The following is a 14,929-nucleotide window of genomic DNA, read 5'->3' on the forward strand; positions in this document are numbered from 1 at the left end:
GCGCCGGAACGGTCGGATCCGACGACGAGGTCAATCGATTTCGGTCGGGTCGATCTCGGGCAGCGTGATGAGGTTCTCGCGGCCGATTCGGAGCTTCTTGATGTCCTCGTCGTCGTCCATCTTCGAGAGGAGCTGTGACACCTTGGCGTTCGACCAGCCCGTCTCCGAGACGATCGAGGCCTGCTTCATTCGGCCACCGTTCTTCCTGAGCAGTCGAAGGACGCGCTCTTCGTCGCTCAACAGTTCGGGATCGACCTCATCGTCCTCCTCGGCATACGCGAACTCCTGGCTCGTATCGTCGGGCTGGTCCACGGCTTCGGGGGCGGGCTCCGGCGACGAGCGTGTCGCCGATTCGACACCGGTTTCGTCCGGCGGATCGCTTCTGCTCGAGGTCTCGGGGGTATCCTCCGTGTCCGACCACGGCGTCCGCTCGAGCGGGGGGATCGCCGGCCATTCGTGGTCGGACGACCGGCGTGCGAGGGCGTAACTCGTGGTGCCGACGGCCACGACGAGTAGAAAAACCCCGCCAACGAGCCAGCCCGTACTGGGAAGCAGGACGCCGCTGCCGGGACCGGAACCGCCATTGCCGCCGGCACCACGGAGGAAGACGACCTCGAGTTCGTCCTCGCTGAACTGGTACGGTCCGTCGATGATCAGTGCGCCGTTTTGCGGACTGACCGGGAGGTTGTAGTCGTGGAAGCCGTAGTTCGGCGGCGACTGAACGACGAGACGCTGTTCGTCGGCGAGTTTCGAGAGCCAGAGGCCGTCGTCGGTCTGGAACGCATCGCCGAAGTAGATCCGATTCTCGTCCATCGTCGCGAAGTTAGTCCAGGTGAACGAGTAGGCGAGAACGCCCACCCGCGTATCGTCTTCGAACTCGTCGCCCTCGGGGGACTCGAGGCGCGGCTCCTCCCAGCCGTCGTCCTCGATCGACATCTCGCGGTCGGTCGCCTCCTCGGCAGTTTGGACGTGGGGCTCGAACAGCTCGCGGTCGTAGGCCGCGTCACGGTCGCCGGATTCGATCGCGTCGGCGTACTCGAGGAACGCCTCGACGTCCTCGTCGTCGGTCAGGAGGAATCGACTTTCGATCGTCCACTCGGCGTCGCCGCTCGTGGTCACGTTGATCCGGATTATCTGCGCCGGATCGGCGGCGGGTGGGGATTGCTCGTTGACTGTAGCCTGGCTTCCAGCCGCGGCCGCGGCCGTCGATTCCAGCTGTGATTCCGCCGGAGCGTGAGTCGTCGCTGCTGGTGCGGACGCCAACGATTCGGCGGCCACTGCCCCCGTGAGGGAACCGACGAGAAGGGCCACCAGCGCGAATGTTACCGCGGCGGATAACCGCATGTGTATGACCCGGTGGTCTCTCAGAGGAAAAAACACTTTCCATACGAAAATAAAACGTTACAGATAAGACTGAACGATTTCCGCCACTCTCTAACGTTCACGCGCCCCCGGAATTGGCCGACCATATTTTATATCAGGAGTGTTTACAGTGGAGCGATGAACAGCGCGACAGCCGTCCTCCTCGCGTTGCTACTCGTCGTCTCGCTTCCTGCGATGGCCGTTACTGCGGCCGATTCTGGAGCGGGAAGCGAGGGGGACGATCTGGCCGGTGTCGGCGAATCTCCGCAACAGGAGAATTCCCAGCGCGTTACCTCGGTCCAATCCAATAACACGACGAACTACGCCGCTCCCGTCGAAGCCAACAATACGACGAACCGCCTCCAGCTCGACGGCGAAATCAGAAGCGAACACACCGATCACAGCAACGACCTGGGTACTGCACTCGCCAGCAGCGATGACGAGCTCCGGGTCGATCACGAACAGTACCGCCTGCTCGACAGCGAGTTCGACGACGCCTCGAACGAAGAACGGGCAGAGATGATTCAGGCGGCCTACGATCAGCTCAGAGAGCGAGCCGACGGACTCGAGTCTCGTGAGCGCCAGGCCGTTCGGGAACACGCCGACGGCGACCGCTCGACCGCCGAGCTGATACAGACACTGATCCGAAATCACAACGAGGCAGCGCTGCTTTCGAGCGTTCTCAGCGATCTACGGGAACGAAGCAGCCGAGTGCCCGGCTATTCGATCTCGACGCAGCAGGCGCGTGCGGTCGACAAGGTGTTCGACTTCCACCAGACGTCGATCCGCAGCGACCTCGAGTCGACGATGCGAACGAATCAGCGGACGGAGCTGCTGATCCGGACGTCGGAGAACGGATACAGCGTCTCGACCGTCGACAGCAGAAACTACCTCGTCGAGACGACTCGGTTCGATCACCGAGACACCGACGAACCGGACCAGTTCGCAAACATCGAAACGTCCGAGGCGCTCGACCGAACGATGGAGTTCTATCCGTGGGCAGATACGCACGGCTCACCGCACTTCCAGGACCACAGCTCCGAGAACCTCTACTGGCTCGACGTCGGACACACCCAGGGAGCGCTCGAGGTGTACGTCGACGGCGGAACCGCGAGCGTCCACCGCGAGGTTCAGCAGTTGCGCGTCGCGGCTTTGCCCGTCACTGACGAGACGAACTGGATCGAGAACGACCTCGAGATATCGGTCGCCGAGACGCCCGCAGGCGGACCGGCGAAGGTGACGGTAACCGGCGCAGACGACGACGACCCGCAAAACGCGACGGTTACGATCGACGGAACCGAAGTCGGGGAGACCGGCGCCGACGGCACGCTGTGGATCTTGCCGCCCGCGAGCGAGTACGACGTCGAAGTGGAGTCGGCGGGCGAAACCGTCGAAGTGACGGTTTCGGGCGACGAGGACTGAACAGGACGAGTTCGGACAGCGTACGAACTGCGGAATCGGCCGGGAATTTATGTACGAAGGCGCGGCCAGACGAGCCGTGTCTCCGACGTCGGTCGACCGATCCGAACGGGCAAGCAGAATCAGCGGGCGTGGAATCGCCCCTCTGATCGGTATCCTTCTGCTCGTCGGCATTACCGTCGCGCTGGCGACCGTCGTCGTGATCGGCGCCAGTACGTGGACCATCGAGCCGGTACGCGTGACCGCGGCGTTCGAACTCGCGGTCGACGGCGATTCGGGGACGGTCACGATCGAATACGTCGCCGGGGACCCGATCGACGTCGGCGAACTCTCGGTCACCGTCGTCGTGAACGGAGAGTCGCTATCGGAACAGCCGCCCGTTCCCTTCGTCGGGGCGGACGGGTTCGCCGGAACCCCGCGCGGGCCGTTCAACGCGGCGAGCGATCAGACGTGGACGACGAGAGAACGAGCGGCGTTCACCGTCGCCGGAACGAACGAGCCACAGATCGAGTCGGGTGATTCGATCACGGTCACGGTCACCCTCGACGGTCAGCGCGTCGGCTCCTCCGAAACGACGGCGACCTAACGGTCGACTCGCAACGCGGGCCTTCGACTACTCCGGAGCGCGTCCGATCGTCGTGATCGCGACCTCCGGCTCGTACTCCGGCCCCATGAACGCGTGTTTAACTTCCTCGAAGCCGGCGGTCTTGAACATTCGGTCGGCCTCGTACTCGTCGTAAAAGAGCATTATCGCGTCCGCCAGTTTCTGCGTCACGGGGTTGTCGGGATAGTTCGGCCCGACGACCAGTACCTGTCCGCCGGGTTTCAGCACGCGTCGGAACTCGCGCAGGGCGAGAATCGGATTCGGCCAGTACTCGATCGAGCCCGACGACCAGACGACGTCGAACGTGTCCGTCGCGAACGGCAGCCGTTCGGCGTCGCCGCGGTGGAACTGTACCGGCGGCGCCCGCTTCCCGAACTTGGCGTACGCCTGCTCGAGCTGGTGTTCGCTCTGGTCGATGGCGTACACCTCGTCGACGTGCTCGAGCAGCCCCTCGGTCGCGAAACCGGTGCCACAGCCGACGTCGAGGACCGTCATTTCGGGGTCGATGTCGAGTAGTTCGAGAGCGTCGTTTCGCATCTCCTCGGTCCAGACGAAGGGGTTCACCCGGTCGTAGACCTTCGAGAGGTACTTGTAGAACAGCCGGGCACGGGCCTTGTTCTCGAGAACTCCCATCGGGAGTGGCTTTCGATCCGACTGGCATATGTCTGCTGTTCCCGGACGAACAGCGGCGTTCGGAGAGACTATCGCCTGTGAGCCGGCGCGTTGGATTCGCCGGCCGCTCTCGCCGAATTCCACGAACAGTTACAGCGGACGGGATAATCACCGACTACTGGCGACTGAGGCCGCGATCGGCTGGGATACTTTCGCAACTACCATATACGCGTTGCCGCAAACGTTCCCTTGCTTAGAGTATGCCGAGGCCAGAGGTTCTCGAACGAATTAAGTCGGCGGAGGAAGAGGCCGACGAGATCGTCGCATTGGCAGAGAACGACCGCGACGAGCGGATAGCCGAGGCCCGGGAACGTGCCGAGGAGATTCGCACGGAAGCGGAACAAGAAGCGCGGGATCTCACGGAGCGCCGCCTCGAGGCGGCGCGCGCGGAGATCGACGAAGAGTGTGAGCAGGTCCTTCGCGAGGGCGAACAGGAGCGCGAGGCGCTCGCCGAGCGTGCCCGAGACCGGGTCGACGAAGTGACCGAATACGTCGTCGAACTGTTCCAGGAGGACGTCCATGCTCAGACCTGAGCGGATGAGCAAGGTTTCGGTGACCGGCTCCAAGGGCGTGATGCCCGCGGTCATCGAACGAATCCACGAACTGAACCTGGTTCATCTCTCGGACTACGACGGCTCCTGGCAGGGGTTCGACAACGGAAACCCGATCGAAGGGGCGGAGAACGCCTCCGAGAAGCTGGTGACCGTCCGAGCGCTCGAGAGCGCCCTGGAACTGTCCGAGGAGGACACCGCTCCGGGGACGATCGACGACGACTGGGAGCAGCGGCTCGAGCGGATCCGCACGAAGATCAACGGGCTCGACGACCGGCGCAGCGAGGTCCGCGACGACCTCCGTCAGGTCAACGAGCGCATCGACCGGGTCGCCCCGTTCGCGGAACTGGGGATCGACCTCGACCTCCTGTCGGGGTACGAGTCGGTCGACGTCCTGGTCGGCGAAGGGCCGGTAGCGGACGTCGAGGACGCGCTCGAAGCGTCGGACGAGATCCGATCCTTCGAGACGTTCACCGGCGGTGACGTCGTTGCCGTTGTCGCCGCACCGACCGAGGACGCGACGGAGGAAAACGTCGTCGACGACGCGCTCGTCGGCGTCGAGTTCACCCGCTACGCGGTGCCCGAAACCGAGCAGGGCCCCGACGCGTACGTCGCCGACCTCGAGGAGCAAAAGCGCGACCTCGAGTCGGAACTCGAGGAGATCGACGCCGAACTCGAGGCCATCAAGGCCAACGAGGGGTCGTTCCTCCTGCGCGTCGAGGAGGAGTTAACGATCGAAGTCCAGCGCGCGGAAGCGCCGCTGCAGTTCGCGACCAGCGACCGGGCGTTCATCGCCGAGGGCTGGATTCCCGCGGACAAGTACGACGCGTTCGTCTCCGCGCTGCGAGACACCGTCGGCGAGAGCGTCGAGATCGAAGAGCTCGAGACCGCCGACTACGAGGAGCACGAACACGGTGCGGAAGCCCACACCGGCAGCGGCGGAGACGGTGACGGCAACGGCGGCGAGCCGAGTGCCGAGACCGAGAGCGCCGACCAGCCGGCACAGCGGAAGGCCGCGACCGACGGCGGGACGCGACAGTCCGACGGACACGGCGGCGCCGTGACGATGGACGACGAACCGCCGGTCATCCTCAACAACATCACGCCGGCGAGGCCGTTCGAACTGCTGGTCAAGATGGTGAGCCAGCCCAGGTACAGCGAACTCGATCCCACGGTGCTGGTGTTCCTGACCTACCCGTTCGCGTTCGGGTACATGATCGGGGACATCGGCTACGGGCTCATCTACATGCTGATGGGCTGGGGCTGCTGGAAGGTCTTCGACTCCGACGCCGGCAAGGCGCTCGGTACCATCGGGATCTGGGCCGGTGGGTTCACGGTGCTGTTCGGCTGGCTGTACGACGACATCTTCGGTATCCACATGCACGACTTCGTGCCCGAGGATATCCACCACGTCATGTCGGAGTACCTCTTCGCGGCGAGCCTCGACAAGGGCCTGCAGGCGGTAGACTGGGCGATCTTCTGGATCATGTTCAGCGTCGTCTTCGGCCTCATCCACCTGAACATGGGGCTCATCCTGGGCTTCATCAACGAGCTTAGCCACGGGCTCAAGGCCGCGGTCTACGAGCGCCTGTCGTGGATCCTCGCGATGAACGGGCTGTTCGTCTGGATCTTCAGCCTCCACCAGGTCGACGCGAAGCCCGACTTCCTCGTCGGCACCGGCGAGGAGGCCGTGCTCTACGAGTTCTTCGGCTTCGCCGGTTTGCCGGAGATCGTCGGCCTCGTCGGCCTCGGTGCGTTCCTTGTCGGTGCCGTGATGGTCGGCGTCGGAGAGGGAATCGCCGGCGTCTTCGAGGTGCCGGCGTGGGCGTTCGGTCACGTCCTCTCGTACCTGCGGATGGTCGCCGTCCTGCTCGCGAAGGGCGGGATGGCGTTCGCGGTGAACCTGCTGGTGTTCGGCGGCTACACGGACCACGGCTACACCGCGTTCAACCTCCCGACGTACGACGTGACCGGCTACGAGCAGGACTTCGTCGGACTCCTCTGGATGGACCCGGCCTGGATCGGCGTGCCGCTCGCGATCCTCGTGTTCGTCTTCGGGCACATCGTCGTGCTCCTGCTGGGGATCACCGCCGCTGGTATCCAGATGCTCCGCCTCGAGTACGTGGAGTTCTTCCAGAAGTTCTACGAGGGCGGCGGCGAGGAGTACGAGCCGTTCGGGCACGAGGAGCAGTCGGCACAGCCGCAGGCTGACTGAGGACCGATCGCCCGCCGACCCGTATTCTCTTTTCGACCGGTCGCGGCTGACCGGTCGCTCACTCGCTTCGCGTTCCGAGCGCGTGCCACAGCGACGAGGGGGTCGCGAGACCGAGCGAAGAGCAGCGAGTCCTGTCACAACGTACCAAACTCCACGAAAACCGGTGATCCAGTTTAGCTATGTCGAATTTTTTCGAGAGTTTTATGAGGAGGGCAGAGCCAGATACGGCTGTTCGGAGCAATCGAACTCACAGTGAGTATTACCATGATCGAAGGACTCGAACTCGCCACTACCCTTGCACAGCAAGCTGAAGAAGCCCCAATGCTCGAGCCGACCGCCGCTGCCGCGCTCGCAGTCGGTCTCTCCGCGCTCGCCGCGGGATACGCCGAGCGGGGTATCGGTGCTGCTGCTGTCGGTGCAATCGCCGAAGACGACGATATGTTCGTTCCCGGTATCGTCATGACCGTTCTGCCGGAAACGCTCGTCATTTTCGCGATCGTCGCCATTTTCCTGGTCTAGCGACCACCCTCCCTCTTACAATGAGTTTGGACACAGTCGTAGAAGACATTCGGGAAGAAGCCCGCGCGCGTGCGGAGAAAATCCGTAACGAGGGCGAGGCTCGCGCCGAGGAGATCGAATCGGCCGCCGAAGCCGACGCCGACGAGATTCTCGAGAACGCGGAGCAGGAGGCCGAGCGCGAGACCGAGCAGCTACGTGAACAGCGACTCTCCAGTGCGAAGCTGGAGGCGAAACAGAAGCGACTGGAGGCCCGCCGCGACGTCCTCGGCGACGTCCGAGAACAGGTCGAAGACGAACTCATCGCTCTCGAGGGGGAGACCCGCGAGGAGCTCACCCGCGAACTCCTCGATGCTGCGAGCGCGGAGTTCGACGAGGACGACGACGTCAGCGTCTACGGTCGTGCGGACGACCGGGAGCTGATCGAGTCGATCCTCGACGACTACGACGGCTACGAGTACGCCGGCGAGCGCGACTGTCTCGGCGGCGTCGTCGTCGAGAGCGACCAGTCTCGAGTTCGAGTCAACAACGCGTTTGACTCGGTGCTCGAGGACGTGTGGGAAGACAACCTCCGGGAGATCAGCAACCGACTCTTCGAGCAATGAGTGCAGGTGCCTCAAATCCGGAATACGTGAACGCTCGCGTTCGGTCGCGCCGAGCCTCGTTGTTCGCGGACGAAGATTACCGCAAGCTGATCCGGATGGGGCCGAGCGAGATCGCACGGTTCATGGAGGAGACGGAGTACGAACGCGAGATCAACGCGCTCGGAGCACGCTTTTCGGGAGTCGACCTGATCGAGTACGCGCTGAACCGCAACCTCGCGAAGCACTTCGACGACCTGCTGGACTGGTCGGAGGGACGACTCTACGACCTCATCGCCCGGTACCTCCGGAAGTTCGACGTCTGGAACCTCAAAACGATCATCCGCGGTATCTACACCGATTCGACCGCCGAGGAGATCCAGACGGACCTCATCCGCGCCGGCGACCTCGACGACCGGACGATCGATCGGCTGCTCGAGGTCGACGAAATCGAGGACGCGATCGACGTGCTGTACGGCACGATCTACTACGAACCCCTCAGCGTGGCGTACGAGGAGTTCGAGGAGACGGGCGCGCTCGTTTCGCTCGAGAACGCGCTGGACCGGGAGTTCTTCGAGCACCTGCTCGAGGGAGTTAGCCCGCGGAACGTCAGTGAACCCCAGGAGGGGCCGGAAGCCCTCTACGTCGAGTTCCTGCAGGCCGAGATCGACTTTCGGAACGCACGGAACGCGTTGCGGCTGGCCCGCAGCGGCGCCGACCTCGATCCCGCGGCCTACTACATCGAGGGTGGCGTCCTGTTCGACCGGTCAGAGCTGAATCGACTCGTCGCGAACTACGACGAACTCGTCGACCACATCGCCGAGAACAAACGCTACGGCGACCGTCTGTCGGGTGCACTGGATCGCCTTCGCGATGCTGACAGCCTTATCCAGTTCGAGCACGCACTAGACGCTGCGTTGCTCGAGTACGCGGATACGCTCTCGAGCATCTACCCGACCTCGGTCTCGGCGGTGCTGTCGTACATCCTCGCGAAGGAGCGCGAGGTCGAGAACATCCGTGCAATCGCACGCGGCCGAGAGGTCGGTCTCACCGAAAGTGAGATCGAAGAGGAACTGGTGATCCTATGAGTCAGGAGATCGCAGTCGTCGGCAGTCCGGAGTTTACGACCGGGTTCCGACTCGCGGGCGTTCGACGCTTCGAGAACGTCCCGGAGGAGGAGAAAGACGCGTCGCTCGACGACGCCGCGACGGCCGCCCTCGAAGACGAGGGGATCGGCATCGTCGTCATGCACGACGACGACCTCGAGTATCTCTCCCGGTCCGTTCGCCAGGACGTCGAAACGAGCGTCGAACCGGTCGTCGTCACCATCGGGAGCGGTACCGGTGGCGGCGGACTGCGCGATCAGATCAAGCGCGCGATCGGGATCGACCTAATGGAAGAGGACGAAGACAGCGAGTAACTATGAGCCAGGCAGAAGACATCGAATCCGTCGACGAAGACGGTGTAATCGAAAGCGTGAGCGGTCCGGTCGTGACCGCCACGGACCTCGACGCCCGGATGAACGACGTCGTCTACGTCGGCGACGAAGGACTGATGGGCGAGGTCATCGAGATCGAAGGGAACCTGACCACGATTCAGGTGTACGAGGAAACCTCCGGCGTCGGCCCGGGCGAACCCGTCGAGAACACGGGCGAGCCCCTGAGCGTCGACCTCGGTCCGGGCGTGCTGAACGCCATCTACGACGGCGTCCAGCGTCCGCTGGACGAACTCGAGGAGAAGATGGGATCGGCGTTCCTCGACCGCGGAGTCGACGCACCCGGCATCGACTTCGAGACGGAGTGGGAGTTTACGCCCACCGTCGCGGAAGGCGAGATCGTCGAAGCCGGCGACGTCGTCGGCGAAGTTCCCGAGACCGCGAGCATCACCCACAAGGTGATGGTTCCGCCGGATTACGAGGGCGGTGAGGTCACCTCGATCGAGGCGGGCGAGTTCACGGTCGACGAAGTCGTCGCCGAACTGGACTCCGACGAGGAGATCACGATGCACCAGGAGTGGCCGGTTCGAGAGGCTCGGCCCTCCGCGGAGAAGGAGACGCCGACGATTCCGCTCGTCTCGGGACAGCGAATCCTCGACGGACTCTTCCCGATCGCCAAGGGCGGGACCGCGGCGATTCCCGGTCCGTTCGGTTCGGGGAAGACGGTCACCCAGCACCAGCTCGCCAAGTGGGCCGACGCGGACATCGTCGTCTACGTCGGCTGCGGCGAGCGCGGCAACGAGATGACCGAGGTCATCGAGGACTTCCCGGAGCTCGAGGACCCGAAGACGGGCAAGCCGCTCATGTCCCGGACGTGCCTCATCGCGAACACGTCCAACATGCCCGTCGCGGCCCGCGAATCCTGTATCTACACGGGGATCACCATCGCGGAGTACTTCCGCGACACGGGGTACGACGTCGCGCTGATGGCCGACTCCACCTCCCGGTGGGCCGAGGCCATGCGCGAAATCTCGAGCCGGCTCGAGGAGATGCCCGGCGAAGAGGGGTATCCCGCATATCTGGCGGCGGCGCTCTCCGAGTTCTACGAGCGCGCCGGCCTGTTCCAGAACATCAACGGGACGCAGGGATCGGTGTCGGTCATCGGCGCCGTCTCGCCGCCCGGCGGAGACTTCTCCGAGCCGGTTACCCAGAACACGCTGCGTATCGTCAAGACGTTCTGGGCGCTGGACGCCGACCTCGCCGAGCGACGACACTTCCCGTCGATCAACTGGAACGAGTCGTACTCGCTGTACCGCCAGCAGCTCGACCCGTGGTTCCGAGAGAACGTCGCGGAAGACTGGCCGGAGGTGCGCCAGTGGGCGGTCGACGTGCTCGACGAGGAGGACGAACTGCAGGAGATCGTCCAGCTCGTCGGCAAGGACGCCCTGCCGGAAGACCAGCAGCTCACACTCGAGATCGCTCGATACCTGCGTGAGGCCTGGCTCCAGCAGAACGCGTTCCACGACGTCGACACCTACTGCGATCCGAAGAAAACCTACCGGATGCTTCAGGCGATCAGGACGTTCAACGACGAGGCCTTCGAGGCGCTCGAGGCCGGCATCCCGGTCGAAGAGATCACCGACGTCGACGCCGCGCCCCGTCTCAACCGGATGAGCACCGCGGAGGAGTGGAACGAGTTCATCGACGAACTCGAATCGGATCTGGAAGAGCAGATCAGAGCACTGTACTAACGATGAAAGAGTACCAGACAATCACGGAAATCAGCGGTCCGCTGGTGTTCGCCGAGGTCGACGAACCCGTCGGCTACAACGAGATCGTCGAGATCGAGACGCCGGACGGCAGAACCCTGCGCGGGCAGGTGCTGGAATCGAGCGAGGGTCTCGTCTCGATCCAGGTCTTCGAGGGGACGGGCGGTATCGACCGCAACGCGTCCGTTCGATTCCTGGGCGAGACGATGAAGATGCCCGTCACCGAGGACCTCCTCGGACGGGTGCTCGACGGCTCCGGGAACCCGATCGACGACGGTCCCGAGATCGTCCCGGACGACCGCATCGACATCGTCGGTGAAGCGATCAACCCCTACTCGCGGGAGTACCCCGAGGAGTTCATTCAGACGGGTGTCTCCGCCATCGACGGCATGAACACCCTCGTTCGCGGTCAGAAGCTGCCGATCTTCTCCGGATCCGGCCTGCCACACAACGAACTCGCGCTCCAGATCGCCCGCCAGGCGACGGTGCCGGAGGAAGAGGAAGGCGACGACGAGGAGGGCTCCGAGTTCGCAGTCATCTTCGGCGCGATGGGGATCACCCAGGAGGAGGCGAACGAGTTCATGCAGGACTTCGAGCGCACGGGCGCACTCGAGCGCTCGGTCGTCTTCATGAACCTCGCGGACGACCCCGCAGTCGAGCGGACGGTCACGCCGCGACTCGCCCTGACGACGGCGGAGTACCTCGCCTTCGAGAAGGGGTACCACGTGCTGGTCATCCTGACGGACATTACCAACTACTGCGAGGCGCTGCGCGAGATCGGTGCTGCACGCGAGGAGGTTCCGGGTCGCCGCGGCTACCCCGGATACATGTACACGGACCTGGCGCAGCTCTACGAGCGCGCCGGCCGTATCGAGGGCCGCGAGGGCTCGGTGACGCAGATTCCGATCCTCACGATGCCCGGCGACGACGACACGCACCCGATCCCGGACCTGACCGGCTACATCACCGAGGGGCAGATCGTGATGGATCGGGACCTGAACAGCCAGGGTATCGAGCCGCCGATCAACGTCCTGCCGAGCCTGTCCCGACTGATGGACGACGGGATCGGCGAGGGGCTCACCCGCGGGGACCACGCCGACGTCTCCGACCAGATGTACGCCGCCTACGCCGAGGGTGAGGACCTTCGCGACCTCGTGAACATCGTCGGCCGCGAGGCGCTGTCCGAGCGCGACAACAAGTTCCTCGACTTCGCCGATCGGTTCGAGTCCGAGTTCGTCCAGCAGGGGTACGAGACCGACCGCTCGATCGACGACACGCTCGAGCTCGGTTGGGACCTGCTCTCGATGCTTCCGAAGGAGGCCCTCAACCGGATCGACGAGGATCTCATCGAGGTGCACTACCGCGAGGAAGAAGCCGAAGCCGTTCAGGCCGACTGATCGCCACTCGCTTCACGCCGCTTTCCCGTTCTTTCGCTTTTTCGACGCCGTAGTGCGGACCCAGGCACCGCTCCGGTAGTTCGACGGCTACCGGTCGTCCCATCCGAACTCCGGATCGTCCTCGTCCGACGGCGATGGTCTCTCCTCCCAACCCGTCGTCGCCCGATCGGATCCCTCGTCGCGCTCCGGTCCGTTATCGCCGCGTCGCCGAAGCCCGCCGCGTTCTTTCGCCTCCCGTTCGGCCGTCCGTCGGTCGACGACGGTCGGATTCGACGTTTCGCTCTCGATGAGCAGGTAGAGCCCGATCGCGAACGCGATTCCGAACAACAAGAACAGAACGACGAGTGCACCTTCGGCCACGAGTATCCCTTCTATTTCCGGTAGACCGGTCGATCACAAAACACTTACTCACCGGACGTGATCGTTCCGCATGAACGATCACAGCCGCGTGGATGCGGAAGAGACGGGGTGTCCGAAGTGCGGACATACCGAGACGGAAGTCGACGATATCTCGACGACGGGAACCGGACTCTCGAAATTTTTCGACGTTCAGAACCGTCGGTTCCGGGTCGTTTCCTGTACCAACTGTGGCTACGCGGAGCTCTACAAGGGTGGCCGGACGAGCGATATGGTCGACCTGTTTCTCGGCTGAGCGGGAGCCGCGACCCGGCGTGCAACCGCTGACTCCGTGACAGGAGTTTCTCTCAGTGACTGAATCGAATCCGCAATCGTTATTCGACGGATCGTCAGTTACGGAGTATGTCATCACGTACCGTTCGGGCGTGCACGTTCAACCTCCGGTACGACGAGCCGGCGGACGAGCACCCGTGGGACGAACGCGAGTCCCGGGTCCTCGAGGAACTCGAGCGGATCGATCCGGACCTGATCGGCTGTCAGGAAGCGCTCCCCCACCAGTACGACGACCTGCGAGCGGGTCTCGAAACGTACGATTGGCACGGCGTCGGCCGCCGGGACGGCGAGCGCGAGGGCGAGTTCGTCCCCGTCGGCTGGCGATCGGATCGGTTCGATCGCCTCGAGTCGGGCGCGTTCTGGCTCTCGGAGACGCCGACCGAACCGAGCGTCGGCTGGGACGCGGCCCTGCCGCGGGTCGCCACGTGGGTTCGCCTCCGGGATCGGCGGTCGGCGGGCACGCTCTGGTTTTGCAACACGCACTTCGACCACCGCGGGGAGCGGGCGCGACTCGAGTCCGCCGGGCTCCTGCGCCGACGTGCGAACGAGCGCCTCGAGAACGGTGACGTCGCGGTGCTAACGGGAGACGCGAACTGTACGGGCGGCTCTCCGCCGTATCGGACGCTGACCGCGGGACCGCTCGAGGATGCCCGCCGCGCTGCGAACGAGGTTACGGGTCCCGCCGGAACGTTTCACGGGTTCGACGGGGGCGTCGGTGATCGGATCGACTACGTGTTCGTTCCGTCCGCGGTCGCGGTGACTAGCTACCGGGCGGTAGAACCGGACGAGGACGCGCCTCGATCGGATCATCTCCCGGTGTACACCGTGTTCGAGGTCGGTGACTGAGACGGGAGCCGGCATCGGAGACCGTCCCGAGCCGAGTGTGAGAGCGAGAAGGCGGTTATCGGCCCGAACAAAACTGTAAACAGTTATCCGACTGGGAGCGCAACCACCCCACAAGATGGCCAAGGACGTCAAACCGACCCGCAAGAACCTGATGGAGATCGAGGATCGGATCGAACTCTCCGAACGCGGGCACGGGACGCTCGAGAAGAAACGGGACGGGCTGATCATGGAGTTCATGGACATTCTGGACAAGGCACAGGACGTCCGCGGGGAGCTCTCCGACGACTACGAGGACGCCCAGAAGAAGATCAACATGGCGCGAGCGATGGAGGGTGACGTCGCCGTTCGCGGGGCCGCCGCCGCGCTGCAGGAACACCCCGAGATCACGACCGAGTCCAAGAACATCATGGGCGTCGTCGTCCCGCAGATCGAGTCCTCGCGCGTCTCGAAGAGCCTCGATCAGCGCGGCTACGGGATCATGGGCACCTCCGCGCGCATCGACGAGGCCGCAGAGGCCTACGAGGACCTCCTCGAGAGCATCATCCTCGCCGCCGAGGTCGAGACGGCGATGAAGAAGATGCTCCGCGAGATCGAGACCACCAAGCGCCGCGTCAACGCTCTCGAGTTCAAACTGCTGCCCGATCTCTACGACAGCCAGGAGTACATCGAGCAGAAACTCGAGGAACAGGAGCGCGAGGAGACGTTCCGCCTCAAGAAGATTAAGGACAAGAAGGAAGAAGAGGAGAAGGCCGAGCGCGAGGCCCAGGACGACGTAGAGGAAACCGAAGAAGCCGCGACCGGCGACACCGCGGGGACCGACTCCGACGAGATGGAACAGTCGACCGCTGGCGGACTCCCCGGCGGCGACTGAA

General features: G+C 64.0%; 16 protein-coding genes. 13 read left to right on the forward strand and 3 right to left on the reverse strand.

The window, feature by feature from the left end:
• Positions 1–30: 30 nt before the first annotated feature.
• Positions 31–1,344 (reverse strand): helix-turn-helix transcriptional regulator, encoded by a 1,314-nt coding sequence (locus NED97_RS17275; RefSeq protein ID WP_252488259.1) that lies wholly within the window; start codon positions 1,342–1,344, stop codon positions 31–33.
• Positions 1,345–1,500: 156 nt separating this feature from the next.
• Between NED97_RS17275 and NED97_RS17280 the strand changes: the two genes are divergently transcribed.
• Positions 1,501–2,784, forward strand: coding sequence for a DUF7096 domain-containing protein (locus tag NED97_RS17280; protein ID WP_252488260.1), 1,284 nt, complete (start codon positions 1,501–1,503; stop codon positions 2,782–2,784).
• A gap of 76 nt (positions 2,785–2,860) precedes the next feature.
• Positions 2,861–3,367, forward strand: coding sequence for a type IV pilin N-terminal domain-containing protein (locus NED97_RS17285; protein WP_252488261.1), 507 nt, complete (start codon positions 2,861–2,863; stop codon positions 3,365–3,367).
• A 27-nt stretch (positions 3,368–3,394) separates the two neighbouring features.
• Here the strand turns inward: NED97_RS17285 and NED97_RS17290 are convergent, their stop codons facing one another.
• Positions 3,395–4,018 (reverse strand): methyltransferase domain-containing protein, encoded by a 624-nt coding sequence (locus NED97_RS17290; RefSeq protein WP_252488262.1) that lies wholly within the window; start codon positions 4,016–4,018, stop codon positions 3,395–3,397.
• Positions 4,019–4,257: 239 nt separating this feature from the next.
• On the opposite strand from NED97_RS17290, the gene ahaH reads away from it, so the two are divergent.
• From ahaH to NED97_RS17330, 8 genes are all read left to right on the forward strand, one after another.
• Positions 4,258–4,590, forward strand: a complete 333-nt coding sequence (gene ahaH / locus NED97_RS17295) for an ATP synthase archaeal subunit H (protein ID WP_252488263.1) — start codon at positions 4,258–4,260, stop codon at positions 4,588–4,590.
• Positions 4,577–6,823, forward strand: coding sequence for a V-type ATP synthase subunit I (locus tag NED97_RS17300; protein ID WP_252488264.1), 2,247 nt, complete (start codon positions 4,577–4,579; stop codon positions 6,821–6,823). Before ahaH ends, NED97_RS17300 begins: the two co-directional genes overlap by 14 nt.
• A 264-nt stretch (positions 6,824–7,087) precedes the next feature.
• Positions 7,088–7,342, forward strand: coding sequence for a hypothetical protein (locus NED97_RS17305; protein ID WP_382207340.1), 255 nt, complete (start codon positions 7,088–7,090; stop codon positions 7,340–7,342).
• Positions 7,343–7,362: 20 nt separating this feature from the next.
• Positions 7,363–7,944 (forward strand): V-type ATP synthase subunit E, encoded by a 582-nt coding sequence (locus NED97_RS17310; protein WP_252488265.1) that lies wholly within the window; start codon positions 7,363–7,365, stop codon positions 7,942–7,944.
• Complete coding sequence (locus NED97_RS17315; RefSeq protein ID WP_252488266.1) at positions 7,941–9,008, forward strand: V-type ATP synthase subunit C; 1,068 nt, start codon at positions 7,941–7,943, stop codon at positions 9,006–9,008. The genes NED97_RS17310 and NED97_RS17315 overlap by 4 nt, the downstream gene beginning before the upstream one ends.
• Positions 9,005–9,340 carry a V-type ATP synthase subunit F gene (locus tag NED97_RS17320; RefSeq protein ID WP_252488267.1) on the forward strand — a complete coding sequence of 112 codons (336 nt, stop codon included), beginning with the start codon at positions 9,005–9,007 and terminating at the stop codon, positions 9,338–9,340. The genes NED97_RS17315 and NED97_RS17320 overlap by 4 nt, the downstream gene beginning before the upstream one ends.
• Positions 9,341–9,342: 2 nt before the next feature.
• On the forward strand, positions 9,343–11,106 hold the full coding sequence (locus NED97_RS17325; RefSeq protein ID WP_252488268.1) for an ATP synthase subunit A: 1,764 nt from the start codon (positions 9,343–9,345) through the stop codon (positions 11,104–11,106).
• 2 nt (positions 11,107–11,108) lie between these two features.
• Entirely contained in the window at positions 11,109–12,521 is a 1,413-nt protein-coding gene (locus NED97_RS17330) for an ATP synthase subunit B (protein WP_252488269.1), read from the forward strand.
• 87 nt (positions 12,522–12,608) lie between these two features.
• On the opposite strand, the gene NED97_RS17335 is transcribed toward NED97_RS17330, so the two are convergent.
• Positions 12,609–12,881 (reverse strand): hypothetical protein, encoded by a 273-nt coding sequence (locus NED97_RS17335; RefSeq protein ID WP_252488270.1) that lies wholly within the window; start codon positions 12,879–12,881, stop codon positions 12,609–12,611.
• Positions 12,882–12,951: 70 nt separating this feature from the next.
• On the opposite strand from NED97_RS17335, the gene NED97_RS17340 reads away from it, so the two are divergent.
• The 3 genes from NED97_RS17340 to NED97_RS17350 all read left to right on the forward strand — a co-directional run bounded on the left by NED97_RS17340 (position 12,952) and on the right by NED97_RS17350 (position 14,928).
• The gene (locus tag NED97_RS17340; RefSeq protein WP_345781210.1) at positions 12,952–13,173 is read left to right on the forward strand and encodes a zinc ribbon domain-containing protein; all 222 of its coding nucleotides are present in this window, start codon (positions 12,952–12,954) and stop codon (positions 13,171–13,173) included.
• A gap of 107 nt (positions 13,174–13,280) precedes the next feature.
• Positions 13,281–14,057 carry an endonuclease/exonuclease/phosphatase family protein gene (locus NED97_RS17345; RefSeq protein ID WP_252488271.1) on the forward strand — a complete coding sequence of 259 codons (777 nt, stop codon included), beginning with the start codon at positions 13,281–13,283 and terminating at the stop codon, positions 14,055–14,057.
• Between the two features lie 115 nt (positions 14,058–14,172).
• Positions 14,173–14,928 carry a V-type ATP synthase subunit D gene (locus NED97_RS17350; protein WP_252488272.1) on the forward strand — a complete coding sequence of 252 codons (756 nt, stop codon included), beginning with the start codon at positions 14,173–14,175 and terminating at the stop codon, positions 14,926–14,928.
• Position 14,929 lies beyond the last annotated feature (1 nt).

The sequence above is a fragment of the Natronococcus sp. CG52 genome (assembly GCF_023913515.1).
Taxonomy (GTDB): Archaea; Halobacteriota; Halobacteria; order Halobacteriales; family Natrialbaceae; genus Natronococcus; species Natronococcus zhouii.

What these genes read in the sequence shown, in the direction of transcription:
- NED97_RS17300 (WP_252488264.1), top strand. Translation starts at nt 4,577, where the DNA reads ATGCTCAGACCTGAGCGGATGAGCAAGGTTTCGGTGACCGGCTCCAAG.
- NED97_RS17320 (WP_252488267.1), top strand. Translation starts at nt 9,005, where the DNA reads ATGAGTCAGGAGATCGCAGTCGTCGGCAGTCCGGAGTTTACGACCGGG.
- NED97_RS17350 (WP_252488272.1), top strand. Translation starts at nt 14,173, where the DNA reads ATGGCCAAGGACGTCAAACCGACCCGCAAGAACCTGATGGAGATCGAG.
- NED97_RS17330 (WP_252488269.1), top strand. Translation starts at nt 11,109, where the DNA reads ATGAAAGAGTACCAGACAATCACGGAAATCAGCGGTCCGCTGGTGTTC.
- NED97_RS17290 (WP_252488262.1), bottom strand. Translation starts at nt 4,018, where the DNA reads ATGGGAGTTCTCGAGAACAAGGCCCGTGCCCGGCTGTTCTACAAGTAC.
- NED97_RS17340 (WP_345781210.1), top strand. Translation starts at nt 12,952, where the DNA reads ATGAACGATCACAGCCGCGTGGATGCGGAAGAGACGGGGTGTCCGAAG.
- NED97_RS17325 (WP_252488268.1), top strand. Translation starts at nt 9,343, where the DNA reads ATGAGCCAGGCAGAAGACATCGAATCCGTCGACGAAGACGGTGTAATC.
- NED97_RS17345 (WP_252488271.1), top strand. Translation starts at nt 13,281, where the DNA reads ATGTCATCACGTACCGTTCGGGCGTGCACGTTCAACCTCCGGTACGAC.
- NED97_RS17315 (WP_252488266.1), top strand. Translation starts at nt 7,941, where the DNA reads ATGAGTGCAGGTGCCTCAAATCCGGAATACGTGAACGCTCGCGTTCGG.
- NED97_RS17280 (WP_252488260.1), top strand. Translation starts at nt 1,501, where the DNA reads ATGAACAGCGCGACAGCCGTCCTCCTCGCGTTGCTACTCGTCGTCTCG.
- NED97_RS17310 (WP_252488265.1), top strand. Translation starts at nt 7,363, where the DNA reads ATGAGTTTGGACACAGTCGTAGAAGACATTCGGGAAGAAGCCCGCGCG.
- ahaH (WP_252488263.1), top strand. Translation starts at nt 4,258, where the DNA reads ATGCCGAGGCCAGAGGTTCTCGAACGAATTAAGTCGGCGGAGGAAGAG.
- NED97_RS17275 (WP_252488259.1), bottom strand. Translation starts at nt 1,344, where the DNA reads ATGCGGTTATCCGCCGCGGTAACATTCGCGCTGGTGGCCCTTCTCGTC.
- NED97_RS17305 (WP_382207340.1), top strand. Translation starts at nt 7,088, where the DNA reads ATGATCGAAGGACTCGAACTCGCCACTACCCTTGCACAGCAAGCTGAA.